Origin of the sequence: Mesobacillus subterraneus (assembly GCF_020524355.2) — a bacterium.
Classification (GTDB): Bacteria; Bacillota; Bacilli; order Bacillales; family Cytobacillaceae; genus Mesobacillus; species Mesobacillus subterraneus_C.
Genome location: NZ_CP129019.1, coordinates 683,680 through 704,085, shown reverse-complemented (window position 1 = coordinate 704,085; position 20,406 = coordinate 683,680). Strand labels below are relative to the sequence as shown.

Annotated in this window: 18 protein-coding genes; 4 read left to right on the top strand and 14 right to left on the bottom strand. The window is 43.1% G+C overall.

The window, feature by feature from the left end; translation table 11 throughout:
* Window positions 1-35 precede the first annotated feature (35 nt).
* Together LC048_RS03515 and LC048_RS03510 are read left to right on the top strand one after the other, a co-directional pair.
* Window positions 36-683, top strand: coding sequence for an acetoin utilization AcuB family protein (locus LC048_RS03515; RefSeq protein WP_226602787.1), 648 nt, complete (start codon window positions 36-38; stop codon window positions 681-683).
* A complete protein-coding gene (locus LC048_RS03510) occupies window positions 680-1,852 on the top strand; it encodes an acetoin utilization protein AcuC (RefSeq protein WP_226602789.1) in 1,173 nt (390 codons plus the stop codon). Before LC048_RS03515 ends, LC048_RS03510 begins: the two co-directional genes overlap by 4 nt.
* Before the next feature lie 1,398 nt (window positions 1,853-3,250).
* Here LC048_RS03510 and ccpA read toward each other — a convergent pair.
* Window positions 3,251-4,249 carry a catabolite control protein A gene (gene ccpA / locus LC048_RS03505; RefSeq protein WP_226602796.1) on the bottom strand — a complete coding sequence of 333 codons (999 nt, stop codon included), beginning with the start codon at window positions 4,247-4,249 and terminating at the stop codon, window positions 3,251-3,253.
* A 490-nt stretch (window positions 4,250-4,739) separates the two neighbouring features.
* Window positions 4,740-5,813: a bifunctional 3-deoxy-7-phosphoheptulonate synthase/chorismate mutase gene (locus LC048_RS03500; RefSeq protein WP_226602797.1), complete on the bottom strand. Its 1,074-nt coding sequence runs from the start codon at window positions 5,811-5,813 to the stop codon at window positions 4,740-4,742.
* 387 nt (window positions 5,814-6,200) lie between these two features.
* Here LC048_RS03500 and LC048_RS03495 point away from each other — a divergent pair, with 387 nt between their 5' ends.
* Complete coding sequence (locus LC048_RS03495; RefSeq protein ID WP_226602798.1) at window positions 6,201-8,348, top strand: cell division protein FtsA; 2,148 nt, start codon at window positions 6,201-6,203, stop codon at window positions 8,346-8,348.
* Between the two features lie 26 nt (window positions 8,349-8,374).
* Here LC048_RS03495 and ytxJ read toward each other — a convergent pair whose 3' ends face one another.
* The 3 genes from ytxJ to LC048_RS03480 all read right to left on the bottom strand — a co-directional run bounded on the left by ytxJ (window position 8,375) and on the right by LC048_RS03480 (window position 9,789).
* Entirely contained in the window at window positions 8,375-8,704 is a 330-nt protein-coding gene (gene ytxJ, locus LC048_RS03490) for a bacillithiol system redox-active protein YtxJ (RefSeq protein WP_226602799.1), read from the bottom strand.
* A 97-nt stretch (window positions 8,705-8,801) separates the two neighbouring features.
* The gene (locus LC048_RS03485) at window positions 8,802-9,293 is read right to left on the bottom strand and encodes a YtxH domain-containing protein (protein ID WP_226602801.1); all 492 of its coding nucleotides are present in this window, start codon (window positions 9,291-9,293) and stop codon (window positions 8,802-8,804) included.
* A 16-nt stretch (window positions 9,294-9,309) separates the two neighbouring features.
* Window positions 9,310-9,789, bottom strand: a complete 480-nt coding sequence (locus tag LC048_RS03480; RefSeq protein ID WP_023626954.1) for a DUF948 domain-containing protein — start codon at window positions 9,787-9,789, stop codon at window positions 9,310-9,312.
* Window positions 9,790-10,069: 280 nt separating this feature from the next.
* On the opposite strand from LC048_RS03480, the gene LC048_RS03475 reads away from it, so the two are divergent.
* Window positions 10,070-11,185 (top strand): aminopeptidase, encoded by a 1,116-nt coding sequence (locus tag LC048_RS03475; RefSeq protein ID WP_226602803.1) that lies wholly within the window; start codon window positions 10,070-10,072, stop codon window positions 11,183-11,185.
* A gap of 55 nt (window positions 11,186-11,240) precedes the next feature.
* Here LC048_RS03475 and murC read toward each other — a convergent pair whose 3' ends face one another.
* The 9 genes from murC to LC048_RS03430 form a co-directional block, all read right to left on the bottom strand.
* Window positions 11,241-12,542 carry a UDP-N-acetylmuramate--L-alanine ligase gene (murC, locus tag LC048_RS03470; RefSeq protein WP_306049450.1) on the bottom strand — a complete coding sequence of 434 codons (1,302 nt, stop codon included), beginning with the start codon at window positions 12,540-12,542 and terminating at the stop codon, window positions 11,241-11,243.
* 292 nt (window positions 12,543-12,834) lie between these two features.
* A complete protein-coding gene (locus LC048_RS03465; protein ID WP_226602806.1) occupies window positions 12,835-13,935 on the bottom strand; it encodes a nicotinate phosphoribosyltransferase in 1,101 nt (366 codons plus the stop codon).
* Between the two features lie 83 nt (window positions 13,936-14,018).
* On the bottom strand, window positions 14,019-15,677 hold the full coding sequence (locus tag LC048_RS03460) for a DNA translocase FtsK (RefSeq protein WP_306049448.1): 1,659 nt from the start codon (window positions 15,675-15,677) through the stop codon (window positions 14,019-14,021).
* Window positions 15,631-16,449, bottom strand: coding sequence for a hypothetical protein (locus LC048_RS03455; RefSeq protein WP_306049446.1), 819 nt, complete (start codon window positions 16,447-16,449; stop codon window positions 15,631-15,633). The genes LC048_RS03460 and LC048_RS03455 overlap by 47 nt, the downstream gene beginning before the upstream one ends.
* Window positions 16,421-17,155 carry a hypothetical protein gene (locus tag LC048_RS03450; protein WP_306049444.1) on the bottom strand — a complete coding sequence of 245 codons (735 nt, stop codon included), beginning with the start codon at window positions 17,153-17,155 and terminating at the stop codon, window positions 16,421-16,423. Before LC048_RS03450 ends, LC048_RS03455 begins: the two co-directional genes overlap by 29 nt.
* Window positions 17,156-17,515: 360 nt before the next feature.
* A complete protein-coding gene (locus tag LC048_RS03445) occupies window positions 17,516-18,310 on the bottom strand; it encodes a DUF1444 domain-containing protein (protein WP_226602808.1) in 795 nt (264 codons plus the stop codon).
* An 89-nt stretch (window positions 18,311-18,399) separates the two neighbouring features.
* Window positions 18,400-18,714 carry a thioredoxin family protein gene (locus LC048_RS03440; protein WP_226602809.1) on the bottom strand — a complete coding sequence of 105 codons (315 nt, stop codon included), beginning with the start codon at window positions 18,712-18,714 and terminating at the stop codon, window positions 18,400-18,402.
* A 418-nt stretch (window positions 18,715-19,132) separates the two neighbouring features.
* The gene (locus LC048_RS03435; RefSeq protein WP_226602810.1) at window positions 19,133-19,636 is read right to left on the bottom strand and encodes a hypothetical protein; all 504 of its coding nucleotides are present in this window, start codon (window positions 19,634-19,636) and stop codon (window positions 19,133-19,135) included.
* Window positions 19,637-19,851: 215 nt separating this feature from the next.
* Entirely contained in the window at window positions 19,852-20,379 is a 528-nt protein-coding gene (locus LC048_RS03430) for a DUF84 family protein (RefSeq protein ID WP_306049442.1), read from the bottom strand.
* Window positions 20,380-20,406 lie beyond the last annotated feature (27 nt).

Sequence of the window (20,406 nt, the reverse complement as noted above, 5' to 3'; positions counted from 1 at the left end):
TTTTAGATGCCTCATCATTCAAGGAGGAAGGAACCATGATCGTCGAGGAAATTATGAAAAAGGATGTAACGACCCTTTTTCCTGAAAATACAATTGCGGATGCAATCAAGCTAATGGCGGATAAGAAGATTCGCCACATCCCAATAGTAAATAAGGACAATAGTGTGATCGGACTGGTATCCGACAGGGACATCAAGGATGCAGCCCCTTCTGTGTTCCATTGGGATGAGCATAAGGGTGAACTCGAGAATCCAGTCAAATCGATTATGACGACTAATGTGATCACTGGGCATCCCCTAGATTTTGTCGAGGAAATTTCGGCCATTTTTTATGAACATAATATTAGCTGCCTGCCAATCACCAAGGATAAAAAGCTGGTAGGTATCGTCACTGAGACAGATCTTCTGCATACACTGGTTGAGCTTACTGGCGCACATCAGCCAGGCTCACAAATCGAAGTTAAGGTGCCAAATAAGGCTGGAATGCTTTGTGAAGTTGCATCTGTTATCAGTATGAGGAAAGCCAATATCCAGAGCGTACTTATATACCCTGACCAAAAGGATGAACGTTATAAAATCCTCGTCGTAAGAATCCAGACGATGAATCCGATCGCTGTGATCGAGGACTTGAAAAAGGCCGGACATCATGTACTCTGGCCGAACCTTCCGGGAGTTTCATCATGAGCGATCGCTCTGTATTCGTTTTTTCCGAAGAGCTGCTGAATTACCGTTTCAGCAGCCATCATCCTTTCAACCAGATGAGGTTGAAACTCACGCTGGATTTACTGCGTAAAATTGGTGCAATTGATGAGGAAGATATTGTTGCTCCTCGGATGGCAACGGACGAGGAACTTCACCTCGTTCATGACCCCAATTTTGTAAACGCTGTTAAGCTTGCTGGCCAGGGAAAGCTTAAGAGTGAACCTGCAGAAGGATATGGATTGGGAACGGAAGATACACCGATTTTTGCTAATATGCATGAAGCGAGTGCTTTGCTTGTCGGGGGCACCCTGACAGCAGTGGATTATGTCATGAACGGTAAGGCCAGCCACGCACTGAATCTCGGTGGCGGTCTGCATCATGGCTTCAGGGGAAAAGCGTCGGGCTTCTGCATTTATAATGATAGTTCTGTAGCGATCAAATACCTGCAGAAAAAATACAATGCCCGCGTACTATATGTCGATACTGATGCCCACCACGGAGATGGGGTACAATGGTCATTTTACGACGATCCTGATGTATGTACTCTCTCAATCCATGAAACAGGACGTTATCTCTTCCCGGGTACTGGAAATGTGAATGAGCGCGGTCAGGGCAAGGGCTATGGATATTCTTTCAATATCCCTGTTGATGCTTTTACAGAGGATGAATCATGGCTCGACGCCTATAGGAGTTCCCTGATGGAAGTTGCCGAGTTCTTTAAACCAGACGTGATTCTTACGCAAAATGGAGCAGATGCTCATTATCTTGACCCATTGACGCATTTATCTTCTACAATGAAAATATATCGTGAGATCCCAAAGCTGGCACATGAAGTTGCCCATAAATATTGCGGCGGCAAATGGATTGCTGTTGGCGGTGGAGGCTACGATATTTGGCGCGTTGTACCTAGAGCCTGGTCATTGATCTGGCTTGAGATGATTGAAAACTCAAACTGTTATGGCAGCTTGCCTCAGGAGTGGATAGATGAATGGAAGGAGCAAGCACCTGTAGAATTGCCACAGCAGTGGGATGATCCTGAAGATTTATATCCTCCTATCCCGCGCAAACCTGAAATCACAGAAAAGAATGCCCAGACAGTGGAGAAAGCCTTGTACCCAATCCGCTCAAATAAAAAGTCTGAAACTGTGTAAATTGAAACCGGGAGCATTTCACCCGGTTTTTTGTGTGTTTCATTAAAAGGTCAATAAAGTAGTACAAGGTTCAGGCACTAACTGGGTATCCGCTGAAGTGACACCAGGTTCGGACATAGTTGCGGCTTCCCCTCTCTATTTTGTCTAAAGTGACACCACGTTCGGACATAGTTGCGGCTTCATCTCCTAATTTTGTCTGAAGTGACACCAGGTTCAGACAAAGTTGCGGCTTCATCTCCTGATTTTGTCTGAAGTGACACCAGGTTCAGACAAAGTTGCGGCTTCATCTCCTGATTTTGTCTGAAGTGACACCAGGTTCAGACAATGTTGCGGCTTCATCTCCTGATTTTGTCTGAAGTGGCACCAGGTTCGGACATAGTTACGGCTTCATCTCCTAATTTTGTCTGAAGTAACACCAGGTTCAGACAATATTACGAGTTTCCCTCCTGATTTTGTCTGAAGTGACACCAGGTTCAGACAAAGTTGCGGCTTCCCCACTTTATTTTGTCTGAAGTGATACCAGGTTCGGACATAGTTGCGGCTTCCCCTCTCTATTTTGTCTAAAGTGACACCACGTTCGGACATAGTTGCGGCTTCATCTCCTAATTTTGTCTGAAGTGACACCAGGTTCGGACAATATTACGGCTTCATCTCCTGATCTTGTCTGAAGTGACACCACGTTCGGACATAGTTGCGGCTTCATCTCCTGATTTTGTCTGAAGTGGCACCAGGTTCGGACATAGTTACGGCTTCATCTCCTGATTTTGTCTGAAGTGGCACCAGGTTCGGACATAGTTACGGCTTCATCTCCTAATTTTGTCTGAAGTAACACCAGGTTCAGACAATATTACGAGTTTCCCTCCTGATTTTGTCTGAAGTGACACCAGGTACAGACAAAGTTGCGGCTTCCCCACTTTATTTTGTCTGAAGTGATACCAGGTTCGGACATAGTTGCGGCTTCCCCTCTCTATTTTGTCTAAAGTGACACCACGTTCGGACATAGTTGCGGCTTCATCTCCTAATTTTGTCTGAAGTGACACCAGGTTCGGACAATATTACGGCTTCATCTCCTGATTTTGTCTGAAGTGACACCACGTTCGGACATAGTTGCGGCTTCATCTCCTGATTTTGTCTGAAGTGACACCAGGTTCAGACAATATTACGAGTTTCCCTCCTGATTTTGTCTGAAGTGACACCAGGTTCAGACAATATTACGAGTTTCCCTCCTGATTTTGCCTGAAGTGATACCAGGTTCAGACAATATTACCAGTTCCCCTCCTGATTTTGTCTAAAGTGACACCAGGTTCGGACAGAATTACGATTTCCTCTCTCGATTTTGAACGGAAATTTAGTTAAACACTCATAAAAAACCCCTCGCATCAGCAAGGGGTTTCTCTATTATTTCGTTGAATTTCTGTTTTCGATCCGGTGCGGCAGTACAACGATATTTTCATCGACGTTTTCTTTGTTCATATATTTCGTCAACAAACGCATCGCAACTGCTCCAATATCGTATAGAGGCTGGACAATTGTTGTAAGTTGCGGACGTACCATAAGTGTAAGCCTTGTGTTGTCTGAACTGATTACCTCGAAATCCTCAGGTACACTGTAGCCGCGGTCGAACGCACCATGGATTACGCCAAGTGCCATCTCATCCGATCCGACCAGGATTGCTGTTGGCTTCTTATCAAACTCAAGGATTCTTTCAATCGCCTCGAGACCTGAATCATATGTGTAGTCCCCTTCAACAACAAGCTCTTCGTTATAGTCAATTTCCGCATCTTTTAATGCGCGCTTATAACCTTCCAGCTTCTTATCCTTGTTGATTGGCTCCAGTAGTGGTCCAATAACGAATGCGATTTGCTTGTGCCCTTTTTCTATAAATGTAGAAACAGCATCGAATGTTGCCTGCTCATAATCAATATTGACTGATGGTATTTCTCCTGTTTCCTCAATTGAACCGGCAAGGACGATTGGTACTTGTGACTTCTTGAATTCCTCAACATGCTCGGCTTTAATATTGCCGCCCATGAAAACAATCCCGTCTACTTGTTTGCCAAGCATTGTGTTCAGCAAATGCAGTTCTTTTTCAATATTCTGGTCAGAGTTACTCAGGATAATATTGTATTTATACATCGTAGCAATATCCTCTATTCCCCTTGCCAGCTCAGCAAAAAACGGGCTCGCTATATCGGGAATGATGACACCGACAGTAGTGGTCTTTTTGCTCGCCAGTCCGCGTGCAACAGCATTCGGACGATAACCAAGACGATCAATAACCTCCATGACTTTCTTCCTTGTAGCTGGTTTAACATTCGGATTTCCGTTGACAACACGTGAAACCGTTGCCATTGAAACGTTCGCTTCCCGTGCAACATCATATATTGTAATATTCATCTATTTCACTCCTTCAGGTAATAAACGGCGCTTTTCAGTTAGTTTACAGCAAAAATTGCCACAATAATCATATTTTAAGTTTGTGATTATATGTACAAGCATAATTATGTTATTAATCATACGACATCCTTATCAATCCCGCAATCTGAACAACTTAATTTATTTATTTTTATTACTTTTTCTGATAAAAAAACTTCTTTTTATGTTACCCTGAATTGCTCAATTTAAAAGCGCAGGCGCCTCGGTCAGTCCCTACAGGCGCTGCCCGCCTATAACGCCACATCGTGTGGCTTGCGGTTTGGCACGTCGTGTGCCTCAGAGGGCCGACTAGTGAAGTCGCTCTTTGACTTCATTGGCAGGACCGAAACGTCTAGAGGAGTTAGGAGGCGCAGCTCGAGGAGATAGGCGCTGGAGCTGAACACTCATTTAAGTAAAAAATTTTTTATTTCCCAGTAAAAAACCTTCCTGTTAAAAGGAAGGTTTCAAATTTTTATATTCTCACAAATGGAGTGGATTTCAATCCCTCCAAGAACTCATCAAACTGCTTTAAATCCATTTGCTGGGCATTGTCAGATAAAGCTACTGCAGGATCTGGATGAACTTCTGCCATTACTCCATCTGCACCAATTGCAAGTGCAGCTTTGGCTGCTGGCAGCAACAGGTCTCTCCTGCCTGTAGAGTGCGTCACATCTACCATGACCGGAAGATGTGTTTCCTTTTTCAAAATTGGCACTGCAGAAATATCAAGTGTATTCCGTGTAGCCCTTTCGTATGTCCGGATTCCGCGTTCACACAGAATGATTTGTCCATTGCCCTGTGACATGATATATTCGGCCGCATTGATGAACTCCTCAATTGTGGCGGAAATTCCCCGTTTTAGTAAAATAGGTTTGTTCACGGCTCCTGCTGCTTTAAGCAGCTCGAAGTTTTGCATGTTACGGGCGCCGATTTGAATCACATCAAGGTAGTCGACAGCAATTTCGATATCAGCAGGCGTGACAATTTCACTAATCACAGCGAGATCATATTCATCTGCGACTCTTTTTAAGATTTTAAGTCCTTCTAACCCTAATCCTTGGAAGTCATAAGGTGAAGTCCGAGGCTTGAAAGCTCCGCCGCGCAACAGCTTGAACCCTTTCGCTTTAACTGCTTCAGCCACAGTCGCCACTTGTTCATATGATTCAACTGAACAAGGACCGAAAACAAAGTCCGGTGTCCCATCGCCAATTTTTAAGCCCTTAATATCTATAATCGTATCTTCAGGCTTTTTCTTTCTTGAAACGAGAAGCGCTTTACGGTGATCATCTGATTGAAGTTCAAGGCCTGCCTTGAACACTTCTTTAAAGATATGTTCGATTGTTGAATTCTCAAAAGGACCGTTATTCTTTTCCTTGATTAAATCAAGCATTTCCCTCTCGCGCACAGGGTCATAACGGTAGACACCCTGAGTTTCTTTTGCACGGCCAATTTCCTGGACGAGCAGGGCTCTTTCATTAATTAATGATAGAAGCTCTAGATTCAATTCATCCACACGATTTCTAAGCTGGTCAAGATTTTTACTCATTTTCTGTCCCGTCCTTTCGGAATTCATTTTAGTCCTAACCTTAGGACTTTTCTAACAAACAGACACTCTTTCCTTTAACTGCACGCTGGAAATGCGTATAATCTGATCTTTTTTACACCAACGGGATTTCTTAATGGTGCAGTTTTTATTAAATCAGCTTAATGCGGCTTCGAGCCTTAAGCAATCTCACTACAAAGCCGATAATAGTAGAGAACCCAGATGTATGAAGATGCAGCTAATGTGCTATGAATCAAGCTGTATAATATGATAATGGTTATTATATCTGAAAAAATATCGATTGTCACGTAAAAATTCTTTAATAATTAAACGCTTTTAAGTGATAAAGCATCGTATGAGACCAAAAGTTAGAGGGTGCATGATTTGCATATGAATAATAAACTGTTTGCATTAGATATAGGAACCAGGTCTGTTGTCGGAATCATCCTGGAGGAAACGGATGGACATTATGAAGCGGTCGACATCATTGTCCGCGAGCACAAAGAAAGGTCGATGCTCGACGGACAAATCCATGATGTTTTGTCGGTATCCGAAATCATCACTGAAATAAAAGAGACACTGGAAGCTAGCCATGGTCCCTTAACAAAAGTCTGTGTTGCTGCAGCTGGCCGTGCTTTAAAAACTGAACAATCAAAAGCTGTCGTCGACATCTCAGGCAAGCCGATGTTTTCAAAGCAGGACATCCTCCACCTTGAATTAAGTGCAGTCCAACTGGCACAAGCTGTCGTTGCTGGTGAAAAACACAATGAACACCACTATTATTGTGTAGGATACTCTGTACTTTATTACCAGCTCGATGGAGAGGAAATCGGGAGCCTGATTGATCAGCGAGGAAATGAAGCATCCGTGGAAATCATAGCGACCTTCCTGCCAAAAGTTGTCGTTGAATCACTGCTATCTGCTTTGGACCGGGCTGGTCTGGAGATGGACGCTCTTACACTTGAACCGATCGCTGCAATCAATGTATTGATACCTGCCTCAATGAGAAGATTGAATGTCGCCCTCGTTGATATTGGAGCAGGGACATCCGATATCGCACTTACCGACTCAGGTACCGTCATTGCTTATGGAATGGTACCAGTAGCGGGAGATGAAATCACTGAAGCGGTGAGTGATGAGTTTTTGCTGGACTTCCCCCTTGCTGAAAAAGCAAAGCGGGACTTGCTTGAACACAAATCCATATCTATTACAGATATACTTGGCTTCGAAACAACGATTAGCAAAGAAGAAGCTGTTGACCGCATCGCTCCTGCGATTGACCGGTTGGCACAAACAATTGCAGAAGAAATCCTAAGGCTGAATGGCAATAAGTCACCTAAAGCAGTCATGCTTGTTGGAGGGGGAAGCCTTACGCCTGATTTGCCAAAAAGGCTTGCCAGCAGATTAAACCTTCCTGAAAACAGGGTTGCCATCCGCGGACTGGAAGCAATCACCTCCGTGTCATTTGCAGACCATATTACCAAAGGCCCTGAACTTGTGACACCAATCGGAATTGCCATTGCAGCAAAACAATCTCCTGTCCAATATCATACGGTTTACGTGAACGACCAGCCGGTAAGACTGTTTGAGATCAATAAATTGACTGTAGGCGACTGTCTTCTTGCTGCCGGAATCAAAATGAATAAACTATACGGCAGGCCTGGCCTTGCTATGATTGTCAGCCTGAATGGCAAAAATGTGACCATACCCGGTGAGCTTGGACAGCAACCCGTCTTATTGAAAAATGGTTTACCTTGCTCATTCGATGACCAGGTAGATGGAGGAGATAAACTAACTGTCCAAAAGGGAGAGGATGGAGTCAGACCAGAGCTAACACTCGGTGACTTAATCGGAGAGCTTCCTTCCAAGACACTCATTATCAATAGTCAAAGATATGAAGTTAGCGCAGCTTTGACCTGCAATAGTCTTCCTGCTTCGATGCAACAATCTGTTGAGGATAGGGACGAGATCATTTTTAATATGGCTGACACTGTCGAAGGAGTTCTAAAAGATCTTAAACTCGCCGAACTGCTTACTGACACTCGCCCATTTTTTATAAAAATTGACGGTAGAGAACACAAAATCACAGAATTTATGGGCAAGATATATGTAAACGGTTTAACAGCAAAATTGCATACTAAAGTCGACCACCTTGATGATATCCGTTTTGAAAAAGGCACTATACCTACACTTAGAAAATTGAAGGAAATTCTGGAGATGCCTGCTACTGAATCAATGCCGATTTTTTTTAATGGCCAGCAAATCCAGCTAGAGCAGGAACGGATAGAATTCACGCGTGAGGGGATTAAGCTAGGGTTGGACGAACAGATCCATTGCGGAGACCATCTCATCACAAAGCAAAAAGATGTCCAACCGTTTATTTTTCAGGACTTATTCAATTTTGCACAGGTTGAAATCCCAGAAGACAGCCGCGGGTTCACGCTATTGAAGAACGGAGAAAAAGCAGCGTTTGACGATTATCTTGCACCTGGTGATGAATTGAATATTACCTTTGAAAGTCCAATAGGTCTAAAGTAAAAAAAACATCCAATGGATGTTTTTTTTTACTTTACATTTTCTTCTTTAGCTCCCGCCAATGATTTGGCAGTGATTTTAAAATGGGACGCATGCCATGCAACGTCTGAATTCACAAATAAAATTGCCTGCGGCGATTCATGTTTAACATGGAATTTTTCAGCAATATGGTTGGATAGATCACGTGAATCTTGTACTGTCAGATAATATAGATTATCGTTGCCAGCATTATCGAATTTCGCGAATTCATCATATCCCGCCGCACTGATTGGGCAGGTCGTGCTGTGCTTCAGCATGAAGAATGTGTCACCGGAATCGACAAGTGCATCAAACTGTTCAATTGAATCAATCTTTTCCATCCTACTCTCTCCTTTTATAACCCTCTTAATCCGAGCTTTTTTTATCAAAAAATAAACGGTGAAGTTATCTTACCACTTCACCGTTTCATTGACAAACTTACTGATTTAGCTTGTTTTCAGTATCATCAAAGGCTTTTTGTGTTTCTTCAAGCTTCTTTTGGATTTCTTCGCCAGTGGCAGTATGTGTGTTTTCCATTGTGCTTGTTTCTGCCATTGAAGTTGGTACCTCTTGAAGTTCGTTCTCGTCAACATCCGTATTCTGTGAAGTATTTCCGCTTTTGTTCTTCATGTCCTTTACCTTGTTGACAATCGTAGAAGACTGCTGTGAAACAGTGTCTTTCAAGCCGCTTGCTTTCTCCTTCGCTACTGATGCAAGGTCACCACTCTTGTTCTTAAGTGTAGAAGTTTGCTCATTGAGCGAATCTCTCAACTCTTTTCCAGTCTTAGGAGCAAGCAATAGTGCCGCCAGTGCCCCCGCAAGTCCGCCAACAATAGCTCCAGTTACAAAATCCCTGGAATTGTTATTGTCTTTGTCTGTCTCTCTCATTGTTCCATTTACATCGTATTGGCTTTGTTCTCTGTTCATCATTTATCTCCACCTTTCATTAATACCGAACACGTTCACGCTGCCTTGTTACCATCTCTTCGCCTTCTAGCTGATGGTCAATCTTGGCTGTTTTTTTTGATTGCCACTTATCCCTTAACTCGAGGAATACGTTGCTCCATTGAACAACCTGGGAAATCTTGTCCTTATTTTTGTCAATCTGAAGGTCCACCATTGTTTGGACATTATGAATAGATTGATTGAATCTCTGAACAGAATTTCCTACATCCTTCACAGCATTAACAACACCGTTCAGGCTCTCAGATTTCCTGGAAATATCGTCGGCCAAATTATTAGTTTTATGCAGAAGCTCCGTTGTTTCACGAGTCACTCCATCCAACTGCTTCTCCAGGCCATCAAGTGTGCCTGATACACTGTCTAAAGTTGTTTGTAAGGATTTAAGAGTTTTGGATAACGAAACCACCAGAACCAAGAATGCGATTGCTATAACAGCAACACTTAAATACAAAATAATTTCCACTGTTTAACACCTCCGTTAGCATATGTACATTTTACCCCGCAGTTAGCAACGTAAACCACCTTGTCTAATATGTATTTCAATATAAGCATACCCTTTTCCTTCCTGAATAAGAATATCTTTCTGGAAAACATATCAGAAAGGTTTCGCCTCTCGATTTCGGTCATCTACTTTTTGCGGAGATAGTCGCTCGGAAGTTTACTGCAGTGAAAAGAGCACAAATTCCAGCGTTTCGGTTACAATATGTTTATGTGCTTTATTTTAATACATAGGAGTGATATTTGTGAAAGATCCGCGTATTCAAAAACTGGCTAAAAACCTTATCAATTACTCGGTCAAGCTTCAAAAGGGCGAAAAGGTCCTGATTGAAAATTTCGGCCTCCAGCGTGAGCTTGTTACTGCTTTAGTGAAAGAAGCATATGAAGCAGGAGGATATCCATTCGTATCATTGAAGGATCACCAGGTGGACCGTTCTTTGCTTATGGGTGCCGAGCAGGAGCAATTTGACATGATTGCAGAATTTGAAGCAAACGTGATGAGTAAAATGGATGCTTACATCGGTCTTCGTTCTGGAGATAACATCAATGAACACGCTGATGTTCCGGCAGATAAAATGAAGATCCATGGCAATACTGTTGGCAAGAAGGTACATAGGGACATTCGCGTTCCAAAAACGAAATGGGTTGTCCTTCGTTATCCTAATTCAGCAATGGCACAGCTTGCGAAGATGAGTACGGAAGCCTTCGAAGATTTTTACTTCAATGTTTGTAACCTTGATTACGGAAAAATGGACAAGGCAATGGACAGCCTGGCAGATTTGATGAACCGTACAGATAAGGTAAGGATTACCGGACCAGGAACTGATCTTACCTTCTCGATTAAAGATATCCCGGCAGTAAAGTGTGCTGGAGAACTGAATATCCCAGATGGAGAGGTTTACACAGCACCTGTTCGTGATTCTGTAAATGGCGTAATCACATACAATACGCCATCTCCTTACCAGGGATTCACCTTCGAAAATGTGAAGTTGACTTTCAAGGATGGAAAAATTGTTGAGGCGACCGCGAATGATTCAGAGCGCATTAATAAGATCTTTGATACAGATGAAGGAGCTCGTTTTGTGGGAGAGTTCGCAATTGGCGTGAATCCGTATATCCTTCATCCAATGCAAGACATTCTGTTTGATGAAAAAATCGATGGAAGCTTCCACTTCACACCAGGACAGTGCTATGACGATGCATTCAATGGGAATCATTCAAATATCCATTGGGATATGGTCAACATCCAGCGCCCTGAATACGGAGGCGGCGAGATCTACTTTGATGACGTACTGATTCGCAAAGATGGACGCTTTGTCATTTCCGAACTTGAGGGATTAAACCCTGAGAACCTTAAATAAGTGAAATCCAGCTGACAAACAAAAGGATGCGGACCCATGGGCCGCATCCTTTTTATTAAACTTGCAACTGATTTTCATATGCTTGCTGGAACTTCTGGATATCACCTGCACCCATGAATAGGATGACGCCATTTCCATGTTCTTTTAAACGTGATGTATCTTCCTCTGTGATGATTTCTGCGTCGTCGATTTTATCTTTCAAATCGGAAATCGATAATTTCCCATGTATCTCACGAGCTGAACCAAAGATTTCACACAAATAAACCTTGTTTGCTTTATTTAAGCTTTCTGCAAATTCATTCAGAAAAGCTTGAGTCCTCGTAAAGGTATGCGGCTGGAAAACTGCGACGATTTCACGATCAGGATACTTCTGTTTCGCAGCTTCGATTGTTACTTTAATTTCTGTAGGATGATGGGCGTAGTCATCAATGATTACCTGATCGGCAACCTTCTTTTCAGAAAATCTCCTTTTCACGCCCTCAAACGTTTCAAGCTGAGCCTGAATCACTTTGGATTCAATATTTTCGTAATGGCACAAAGCAATGACAGCCAGTGAGTTCAGGACATTATGGTCCCCATAAGCCGGAATCGAGAAGGTGTCATAGAAATTATTCCTGACAAAAACATCGAATGTAGTGCCTTCAGTGGACTTGACGATATTGCGAGCCTGGAAATCATTTTCTTCACCAAAACCATAGAATACAACTGGTACCTTGGCCTGGATTTTTTGCAGCTGCTCATCGTCACCGCATGCAAAGATACCCTTTTTGACTTGCCATGACATCTCCTGGAAAGCAGAAAAAACGTCTTCTATATTGGCAAAGTAATCCGGGTGGTCAAAGTCGATATTCGTCATGATTGCGTAATCAGGGAAATATGAAAGGAAATGACGGCGGTACTCACATGCTTCGAAAACAAAGTATTGAGCATCTTTGTCACCCTTCCCAGTGCCATCACCAATTAAGAATGATGTTGGCTTGGCGCCCCTCATCACATGCGCAAGCAATCCAGTAGTCGAAGTTTTCCCATGCGCACCTGTAATCGCTACACTCGTAAAGTTTTGCATAAAATCACCAAGGAACCGGTGATACCTGACGATTGGAAGACCAAGCTTCATTGCCTCCTGAATCTCCTCGTGGGTATCCGGATAGGCATTGCCAGCAATAACCGTCATCCCAGGCTGTATATTTTCCTTATCAAACGGAAGGATCTTTATTCCAGATTTCTCAAGGGTCACCTGGGTAAAAAAGTGCTTATCATAATCGGAGCCCTGTACCTGATAATCCATATCATGGAGAACTTGAGCTAACGCACTCATTCCAGACCCCTTTATACCTACAAAATGGTAAATAGTCATATAAAGAACCTCCAACAACGTCTGTATGTAACACAGTATATGACAGATATCCTGAATTGCTCATTTCGCCTGTTTACTGTATTAAACAGAGCAAATTCATTAAAAATTTGTATCTGTCTTTCATGTATTGAATCATTATAACATCATTACGGTAAATAACACAGTTTCATCAAAGCATGGCACATTAGGTGCTGCGCATAAACCTGCACCTTTAAGTATAGGCAAAGTAAATGGATAAGACCGCAATGATGAATAAAAGTACATATTCCCTCTATTAGTCGCTTTAAACTTTTTAAAATTCTACTTTTTCAAGACGGGGATTTGGCCTGAACTTTCTGCCTGACTTTGCCTGATGTTTCCCGTTCAACATGACATTGTCACCAGTAAAGCCAACCTTCAATTTCAAAAGGCTTCCTCCTACACCATACATATCGACGGGTACATTTTGCTTTTCAAAATCAAGGATTCTTTTTTCACTGAAGCCTCCGCTCACGACAATTTTCACATGGTCAAAGCCTTCGTCATCAAGCGCTTTTCTTAGTGCGAAAATTAATTCAGCATTCACTCCGCGGGGGTCGAATGTTCCAAGCAAGTGCTGGTTGCGGAGGAAATACTGGTCAATCAGCGTACGGGAAGTATCAACCCTAACACCCTTCAGCTTCTCCCCAAATTTCCTTGCGACTTTCAACGAATCAGTAATCGCATCATTATTGTAATCGACAAGAGCGATCAAATCATCATTCGGAAAAGTCTCGTGATACGCCTGTGTGGCTGCAACGATATCGCCGTTGAACATTTGAATCAATGCATGCGGCATCGTACCCATGCCATGCTTTCCCCACCATTCATTCATCGCATGGGTGGCCTGGGCAGTGGCGCCTCCTATATAGGCAGCATAACCATCCCCAGCCTGGGTTGTATAATGGTCGTCACGGTCTCCCATAAAAATGACCGGCTTCTGCTGGCCTGAATAGCTTGCTGCCTTGACGACATTATAAACATTCGTGGAGACAGACGTTCTTCTTGCCAGGATGCCGTCAATGATACCCTCAAGGTAACCGAAACTCTGGTATGGTCCTGTAATGGTAAGGACTGTTTCAAACGGGGAAATTTTGTCTCCATCCTTAAGTGAATGAATCTCAAGCTCTTCAGGACGATCAGCAAATGTTTTTACCAGTGCGATCACTTCATCAGTTCCGCACAAAACCGCTTCGTCCTTCTGGAAAAACTGCATCGTGATAATATTGTCTGCATGATACTTCTTTACTAGCTCCCGAGTTTTAAGAAAATACACGGCTGAAAACCAGCCGTCCCGAATCCTTTCATCAAACTTAAACGTATGATTAGTGAGACGGCTGATTTTTCCTTGCATTTTCAATTCGATTTCTTTCATCCAAAAAGCTCCTTCAATAACAACCCAACATCTATAGTCATTTATCCTTATTATGAGTACATGTAAATAAAGAATACCATTTATTAATTGAATGTACTAGTTTCCTGGAGGGACTCAAGGTCCGCAGCAGTAATCAGTACATCCCTCGGCTTGCTGCCCTTGCCCTCAGAAATGAAACCTTGCTGCTCCATCATCTCAATCAGTCTTGCCGCCCGGTTATAGCCGATCTTAAAACGGCGCTGTACGCTTGAAGTTGAAGCGCCTCCTTGATCGATGACAAATTCACAGGCTTCATAGAAAAGCTCATCCTCGTCCTCAGTGATCTGAGCCTTCTTGAGCAGTTCCTCCTGTTCAAACAAGTATTGTGGAGCCCGCTGCTCCCTGACAAATGCGACAATATCATCAATCTCATTATCCGTTACGAAATTGCCCTGCAGACGGAATGGCTTTGATGACCCATTTTCAAGGAATAACATATCCCCTCGGTCAAGAAGCTTTTCAGCTCCACTGATATCGATGATCGTCCTGGAATCCACCTGTGAGGAAACAGAAAAGGCAATTCTTGTAGGAACATTCGCTTTAATCAGGCCTGTAATAACATCAACGGATGGACGCTGTGTCGCAATGATCAAATGGATTCCGCAAGCCCTCGCCTTTTGGGCAATCCGGCAAATTGCCTCTTCCACATCGCCTGGAGCCATCATCATCAGATCAGCCAGCTCATCAATCACAATGACGATATACGGGAGTTTATCAGAAAACCTGCGATGCTTTTCTGCAAGTTCATTAAATCTGCCTATATCACGGACTCCTGTATGTGCGAACAATTCATAACGGCGCTCCATTTCCTCAACCGCCCACTTCAGCGAGGCTGTTGCTGCTTTTACATCAGTGATGACCGGGCTGACTAGGTGAGGTATTCGGTTATAAGGTGCTAGTTCAACCATTTTAGGATCAATTAGCAACAGCTTGACCTCATCTGGATGTGCTTTATAAAGCAGGCTTACAAGCATCGTGTTGATACAGACACTCTTTCCAGATCCAGTGGCACCGGCAATCAATCCGTGAGGCATCTTTTTCAGATCCGTGACGATTGGATTCCCGGCAATATCAAGTCCCAGGTCCACTGATAACGGAGATTCAAGCTCCATAAAACCTGCAGACTGTAAAATTTCACTTAATAATACCGGTCTGCTCGAATGGTTTGGCACTTCAATCCCGATTGTGTGCTTTCCTGGTATTGGGGCTTCAATCCGGATATCCTTCGCAGCAAGACTTAGTTTGATGTCATCTGATAGATTAGTGATCTTATTGACTTTCACACCTGGTTCCGGCTGTACCTCAAAACGGGTAACCGATGGCCCCTGTGTCACATGGACCACCCTGGCGCCTACATTAAAATTCCTTAATGTCTCATTGAGCATATGCTCCTGCTCCGAAAGCCATTCAGGATCAGGAGCTTTGAAAACAGGTGGACTCAAAAGATCCAGTGGCGGGAAATCATATACGGCTGCTGGTTGGACCTCTGGCTGTACGGCCGCCGCTTTCTGATCAATGAATTGGATTTCTCCTCGATCGACCTGACGGTTCATTGGTGCAGAAGAGGAAGACGACACAGCCAGTTCAGCTTGAGTTTGCTCTACGCTTTTTGATGAAACCATTACTCGACTATCTTCAACCGATAAAGGTTTCTGCTTATTTGAGGACGCATCCGGGATTGCGGCAGCTGTTAATGTTTCCACCTGTGTGAGTCTTTTCAGGTTCCTGTTGTGAGACTGGCGGCTCTTCCTGCTGCATTGGCTGGAAATCTGAATGGCTGCCAGCTGACAAAATTTCTTCGCCATGTTGGTTCATCTCACCAGTAATAACTGACGAGGATTCTTCAAGAACAGTATGAGTTTCGCTATCTTCCGGCTTGGATGCTCCAGGCATTCTTCCTTCATTCATAAAGGAAGGATATTTAGATGCCTTCCGCTCTTCCCACTTCCTCTTGTCCTGCTTAAGCATAAGAACATTGAATGGAAGCTGCCTTTTTGTTCCTGCAGGCTGAGCCTCTATTTTCAATTCAGCATCAAGACTTTGTTCTGGCTCTAATTCCTTATTAAGGTCTTCTGTTTCTGTGGTCTGTTCCAGTGAAACATCTGCAGGCTGAACTTTTAGCTCTTCCTCGCTTTGTTGATAGTCAATTGCTTCAGCCTCATTCGTGCTAGTTTGGATGTTGATTATTTCACCCTCTGCTTCTGTACTTTTTTGGATACCGAATGCTTCTTTCTCTTCTTGATCTTGGTGATAATCGTTCCAGGCTGTAATTTCGGAAGCCTGTTCAAACTCGATTTCAGTTATCGTGCCAGGTCGGGAATCCGTCCTACTATTCTCTGGTCCAGGCTCGTTATTGAGAATTATATCGAGCGCCTCTGTTTCCAACTGTGATGGCTCTGCTTGTTCATTGACTTCAGTGACCTCTAGATCCTGGGTTTCAGCAAGATCATCTTCTATGTATTGATCTTGGGGCACTCCCCCCAGGAACTTCTGCTGAATCAGGGACTTCCTTTAACTTCATAGCTTGTGGCATGATATTCTTGTCAATATGCATTATTTGTTCGACTGCACTGCTCTGATCCTTTTCAAACCCATCCAGTTCATATTCAACATCCTCCAGGTCCGTTTGGGTCTTGCTTTTTCTGGGAGGCCTGTTAAATGCATAAATCGGGGAAGGAATTTCGGTTGGTTTAAAAGGCTGCCGAAATTTCGGGCCGTTGTCTTTCCGAGTTTCATAATGGAACTTCGGTGCAGACTCCACAGCTGCTTTTTTAGGCTTGTAGGATTCCATTGGCTCTCTTGCGGTATCGCGTCTGGATTTACTTCTGTCATCCACGGCTGGCTCACGGCGTTGATTGTGGAAGGAGTCACCTTCATCCTGCCGTTCATTTTTAATCCTCAGTGATCCTTGCTCATTAATGAACGGTTTAATCTCAACATCCTGGTTGACCCTTTCAGGACGCACTTTTCTCGGCTTGGATTTTTCAGCTGCTGCCTCACCATCCGGTATTAGTGGAAAACGGAATTGACCTTTTGGATATTGGTACAATACCTTTGCTTCTATATCCCTATTTTCATTCTGTTCTTTTTTTAATGGCTTTGAAACAGCTTGATCTTGTTCAATATCATCAAATTCATCATCGTTTTGGAACATGGTAAAAATCTTTTTAATCCAACTCAATATAAATCACTCTTTCTTTCGCATTTCATTATTATTTTAACAGTAAATCCATATTTTTCGAGATAAAATGAAAGAATGAGCATTTTTTACGAGAAGAAATCTGCAATGACAATCAACTTTAGGCTCAGTTATTTACAAAACATGACATCGTAAGTATATAAAGGAAAGTGCAAGCGCCTTGGTCAGCCCCGACAAGCGTTGGAGGTCCTGACAGTGAAGTCGCTCTTTGACTTCATTGGCAGGACCGAAGCGTCTCGAGGAGTTAGGAGGCGAAACAAGACAAACGTCTCGAGGGGCTAAGCGCTGGAACTAGAACATGGAAAAAAGCCCGTTAATTCCGGGCTTTCGGTTCTTTCGTAACTATTCCTTTTTTGTTTTACCTAAAATAAAGATTGGCTCCAATTCTCCATCTTCATATAGGAAGCTTAGGGCAGTAATCGGCACTCTTCCACTCGCAAAAAAGCTCATCGTCATCTGGGCTAATATATCATAACCTGTGTTATTTTCCACATCTGCGATGATTAAAACATCTTGATGGGGAACGGCCACAGTCATGGTTCCCTTCATCTTTTTCTTCATTTCATTCAAAAAACTTGTATTAAGAATTCTGCTGGCATCATAGCCGTCATTAGAATTCAGGAAATAAAATGTGTTTTCAGCCACACGGTCCTCTTTTAATTTTACGGAGAGTGAACGGACATTGAACAAAGCCGTCTCGCGAACCTGTTCCGCTGACCATCCTTCTTTTTTCAAAAGCTTCGCATCAATCAGCCTGTATGTAGTGCCTAAATCCAAAGCGTAATAAATCCTTGTTTCCGCGGTATGATTGTCATAAAGGAACGGAATCCCTTCCTCGGCCTCAGATGGAAATGACGTTGAACGAATGACAGGAAAAATATTTTTTTCCTGTCCTGACAGCTCCAGCTGACTCTCCATCGCATCTAGACCTTCTGATACATAATAGACAACCTCATCAATCGCTTTTTCCTTTTGATCCTGCCACTTGGCGACAATCCCAGACAGGGCAATGGTGATGCCACGGCCAGTGTTTTTATTTTCAATTCTCAACTGATCCTTTTCCCGGTCATAGGAAAAAGTCCGGTCAGGATGTTGAAGCCGATTCTCCAACTCTTTCCGCATTTTTCTGCTATCCATTGTCTTATCCCTCCATTTCTTCAGGAATTTCTGCAACTCATTTTACATGAAATTTCCCTCCACCTCAAAAGATGGAGGGAATTGATTAATCAGGCAAGGCCTTCAATAAATTTTTCGATTTCAGACTGTGTCTTTCTGTTCTTGCTGACAAAACGGCCAAGTTCCGTGCCGTTTTCAAAAGCAACAAAGCTGGGAATTCCATATACATCGAGCTGGATGCAAAGATCGATGAAGTCATCACGATCCACAGACACGAATTCGTATTCGCTGTATTTGCTTTCAATTTCAGGTAATACCGGCTCGATTACACGGCAGTCAGGGCACCAGCCCGCAGTGAATAAAAATATATGTTTACCATCGTTTTTCAACGCTTCGAACTGTTCCATTGATTCCAAGTTTTTCATAAGAAAACCTCCCGGGAAAATCTCATTGTACTTCACTTATTTTACCCATGCTTTGAAAAAAAAGAAACTAATCTGATCAAAGCTTTTTGCCAGCGTACGTACGGGAAATAAGAAAAGCGCAAGCGCCTTGGTCAGCCCCGACAAGCGCTGGAGGGCCGATCAGTGAAGTCGTTCTTTGACTTCAGCTGAGCGGACCGAAGCGACTCGAGGGGCTAGGCGCTGGAGCTGGACTAAGAAAAGCGCAAGCGCCTTGGTCAGCCCCGACAAGCGCTGGAGGGTCGATCAGTGAAGTCGTTCTTTGTCTTCACCTGAGCGGACCGAAGCGACTCGAGGAGCTAGGCGCTGGAGCTGGACACTAATCTAAGCACAAAAATTTTCTTTCTTATTCATTAAAGAAAACGCCATCAATAGAATGGCGTCATTTTATACTCACAGAGTTAGCAATTTGCATCATTGCTTCTGCATCTTCTCTTACATTCTCGGTTTCTGTAGTCAGCTTGACGCCGCCGATCCCGACAATTAGTTGAAAATGGTTTTCTTTCAGCTCTTTTACAAGCATATAGCCAAATTTGCCATCTTTCGTGAATGTTTCATTAGCGTCCCATTCCTTCTGTTGCTTCAAAGTGGAATTATAGACGACTTTACTATCTTCTTTTTCATGCTGGTTATAAAAAAGGATATATGTTTTTGATTCATCTTTGAGCAATACATTATTCGGTGATTCTTTCTCCACCTTGACATCCGCTGGCAAGTAATAATCTATATCTTTAGTACTAGTGTTGGTTTTTTCTGGTTGGCTTTCAAAAGTAGACGCAACTTCCTTTTTTATTTCAGCCTTCTGTTCGGAAAAAGAGGCAGAACAAGCGCTTAACAGGAATAATCCTACTAAAGTAAGCCCAAATGCCCTTCTGAACTTTATCATACTTTTTTCCCCCTTGGTAAGGACTTAACCACTTCTTTTCTATCATACCTTTCTTGTTTAACGGGTGACAAGGCTTGCCGAGCAATTTTTGTTGGAATTTATAGTATTTTTCAGAAATTTGTCGATAAATCTTCCATTAGGCACTTATGCAGAACAATTCTCCTGCCTTTTTGTAAGTTCATATGGAACTAGATTAACAAAAAAAAAAACAGCTATTAGACTGTTTTTTTACTTTGCCCTATTTGATATTCATATTGTCCTAATAGCAATTTCATGACATGAGTGAACATTTCGCTTCTGTTGATTTGTCCATTTGTGAAGATCCCGACTGCGCCTTCGTTTTTTCGGACGTTTTGTTTCTGGGCATACTCATCCATGACAGGGACAAGTTCGGCACCTAGTAATAATTGCCGGGCAATTTCTTCGGGAAGCGGAATTCTGGCGCCTCCCGCAATGATGGGCTCCATTCCTTTCACTGCAAGAGCTCCCCAATTACAAAGCATCAGTCCATAAGGTGTCTGCTGGACGCCACCTTCGAGACCGATGCCGATTTCAGCTTCACCCTGTTCTGCCGCGTGTATGGCGCTGTTGACTGCCCCTTTGATCGTTTCTTCATCAGAGATTGGCTGTTCGCTTACCCCAGATCCAGCATCGACTGAAATGATTTTGTACTGATACTCGTTAAAAGCTTCTTTTACAGCGTTTATTTTAGCCGGATTCTTTGAACCCACTGCAACTCGCATTAATTGTGCCACCTTTCATGCCATGAG

Excerpts from the sequence above, each read along its gene's own strand:
- LC048_RS03515 (WP_226602787.1), top strand. The coding sequence starts at position 36 with ATGATCGTCGAGGAAATTATGAAAAAGGATGTAACGACCCTTTTTCCT.
- LC048_RS03510 (WP_226602789.1), top strand. The coding sequence starts at position 680 with ATGAGCGATCGCTCTGTATTCGTTTTTTCCGAAGAGCTGCTGAATTAC.
- ccpA (WP_226602796.1), bottom strand. The coding sequence starts at position 4,249 with ATGAATATTACAATATATGATGTTGCACGGGAAGCGAACGTTTCAATG.
- LC048_RS03500 (WP_226602797.1), bottom strand. The coding sequence starts at position 5,813 with ATGAGTAAAAATCTTGACCAGCTTAGAAATCGTGTGGATGAATTGAAT.
- LC048_RS03495 (WP_226602798.1), top strand. The coding sequence starts at position 6,201 with ATGAATAATAAACTGTTTGCATTAGATATAGGAACCAGGTCTGTTGTC.
- ytxJ (WP_226602799.1), bottom strand. The coding sequence starts at position 8,704 with ATGGAAAAGATTGATTCAATTGAACAGTTTGATGCACTTGTCGATTCC.
- LC048_RS03485 (WP_226602801.1), bottom strand. The coding sequence starts at position 9,293 with ATGATGAACAGAGAACAAAGCCAATACGATGTAAATGGAACAATGAGA.
- murC (WP_306049450.1), bottom strand. The coding sequence starts at position 12,542 with ATGACTATTTACCATTTTGTAGGTATAAAGGGGTCTGGAATGAGTGCG.
- LC048_RS03465 (WP_226602806.1), bottom strand. The coding sequence starts at position 13,935 with ATGAAAGAAATCGAATTGAAAATGCAAGGAAAAATCAGCCGTCTCACT.
- LC048_RS03445 (WP_226602808.1), bottom strand. The coding sequence starts at position 18,310 with ATGGATAGCAGAAAAATGCGGAAAGAGTTGGAGAATCGGCTTCAACAT.
- LC048_RS03440 (WP_226602809.1), bottom strand. The coding sequence starts at position 18,714 with ATGAAAAACTTGGAATCAATGGAACAGTTCGAAGCGTTGAAAAACGAT.
- LC048_RS03435 (WP_226602810.1), bottom strand. The coding sequence starts at position 19,636 with ATGATAAAGTTCAGAAGGGCATTTGGGCTTACTTTAGTAGGATTATTC.
- LC048_RS03430 (WP_306049442.1), bottom strand. The coding sequence starts at position 20,379 with ATGCGAGTTGCAGTGGGTTCAAAGAATCCGGCTAAAATAAACGCTGTA.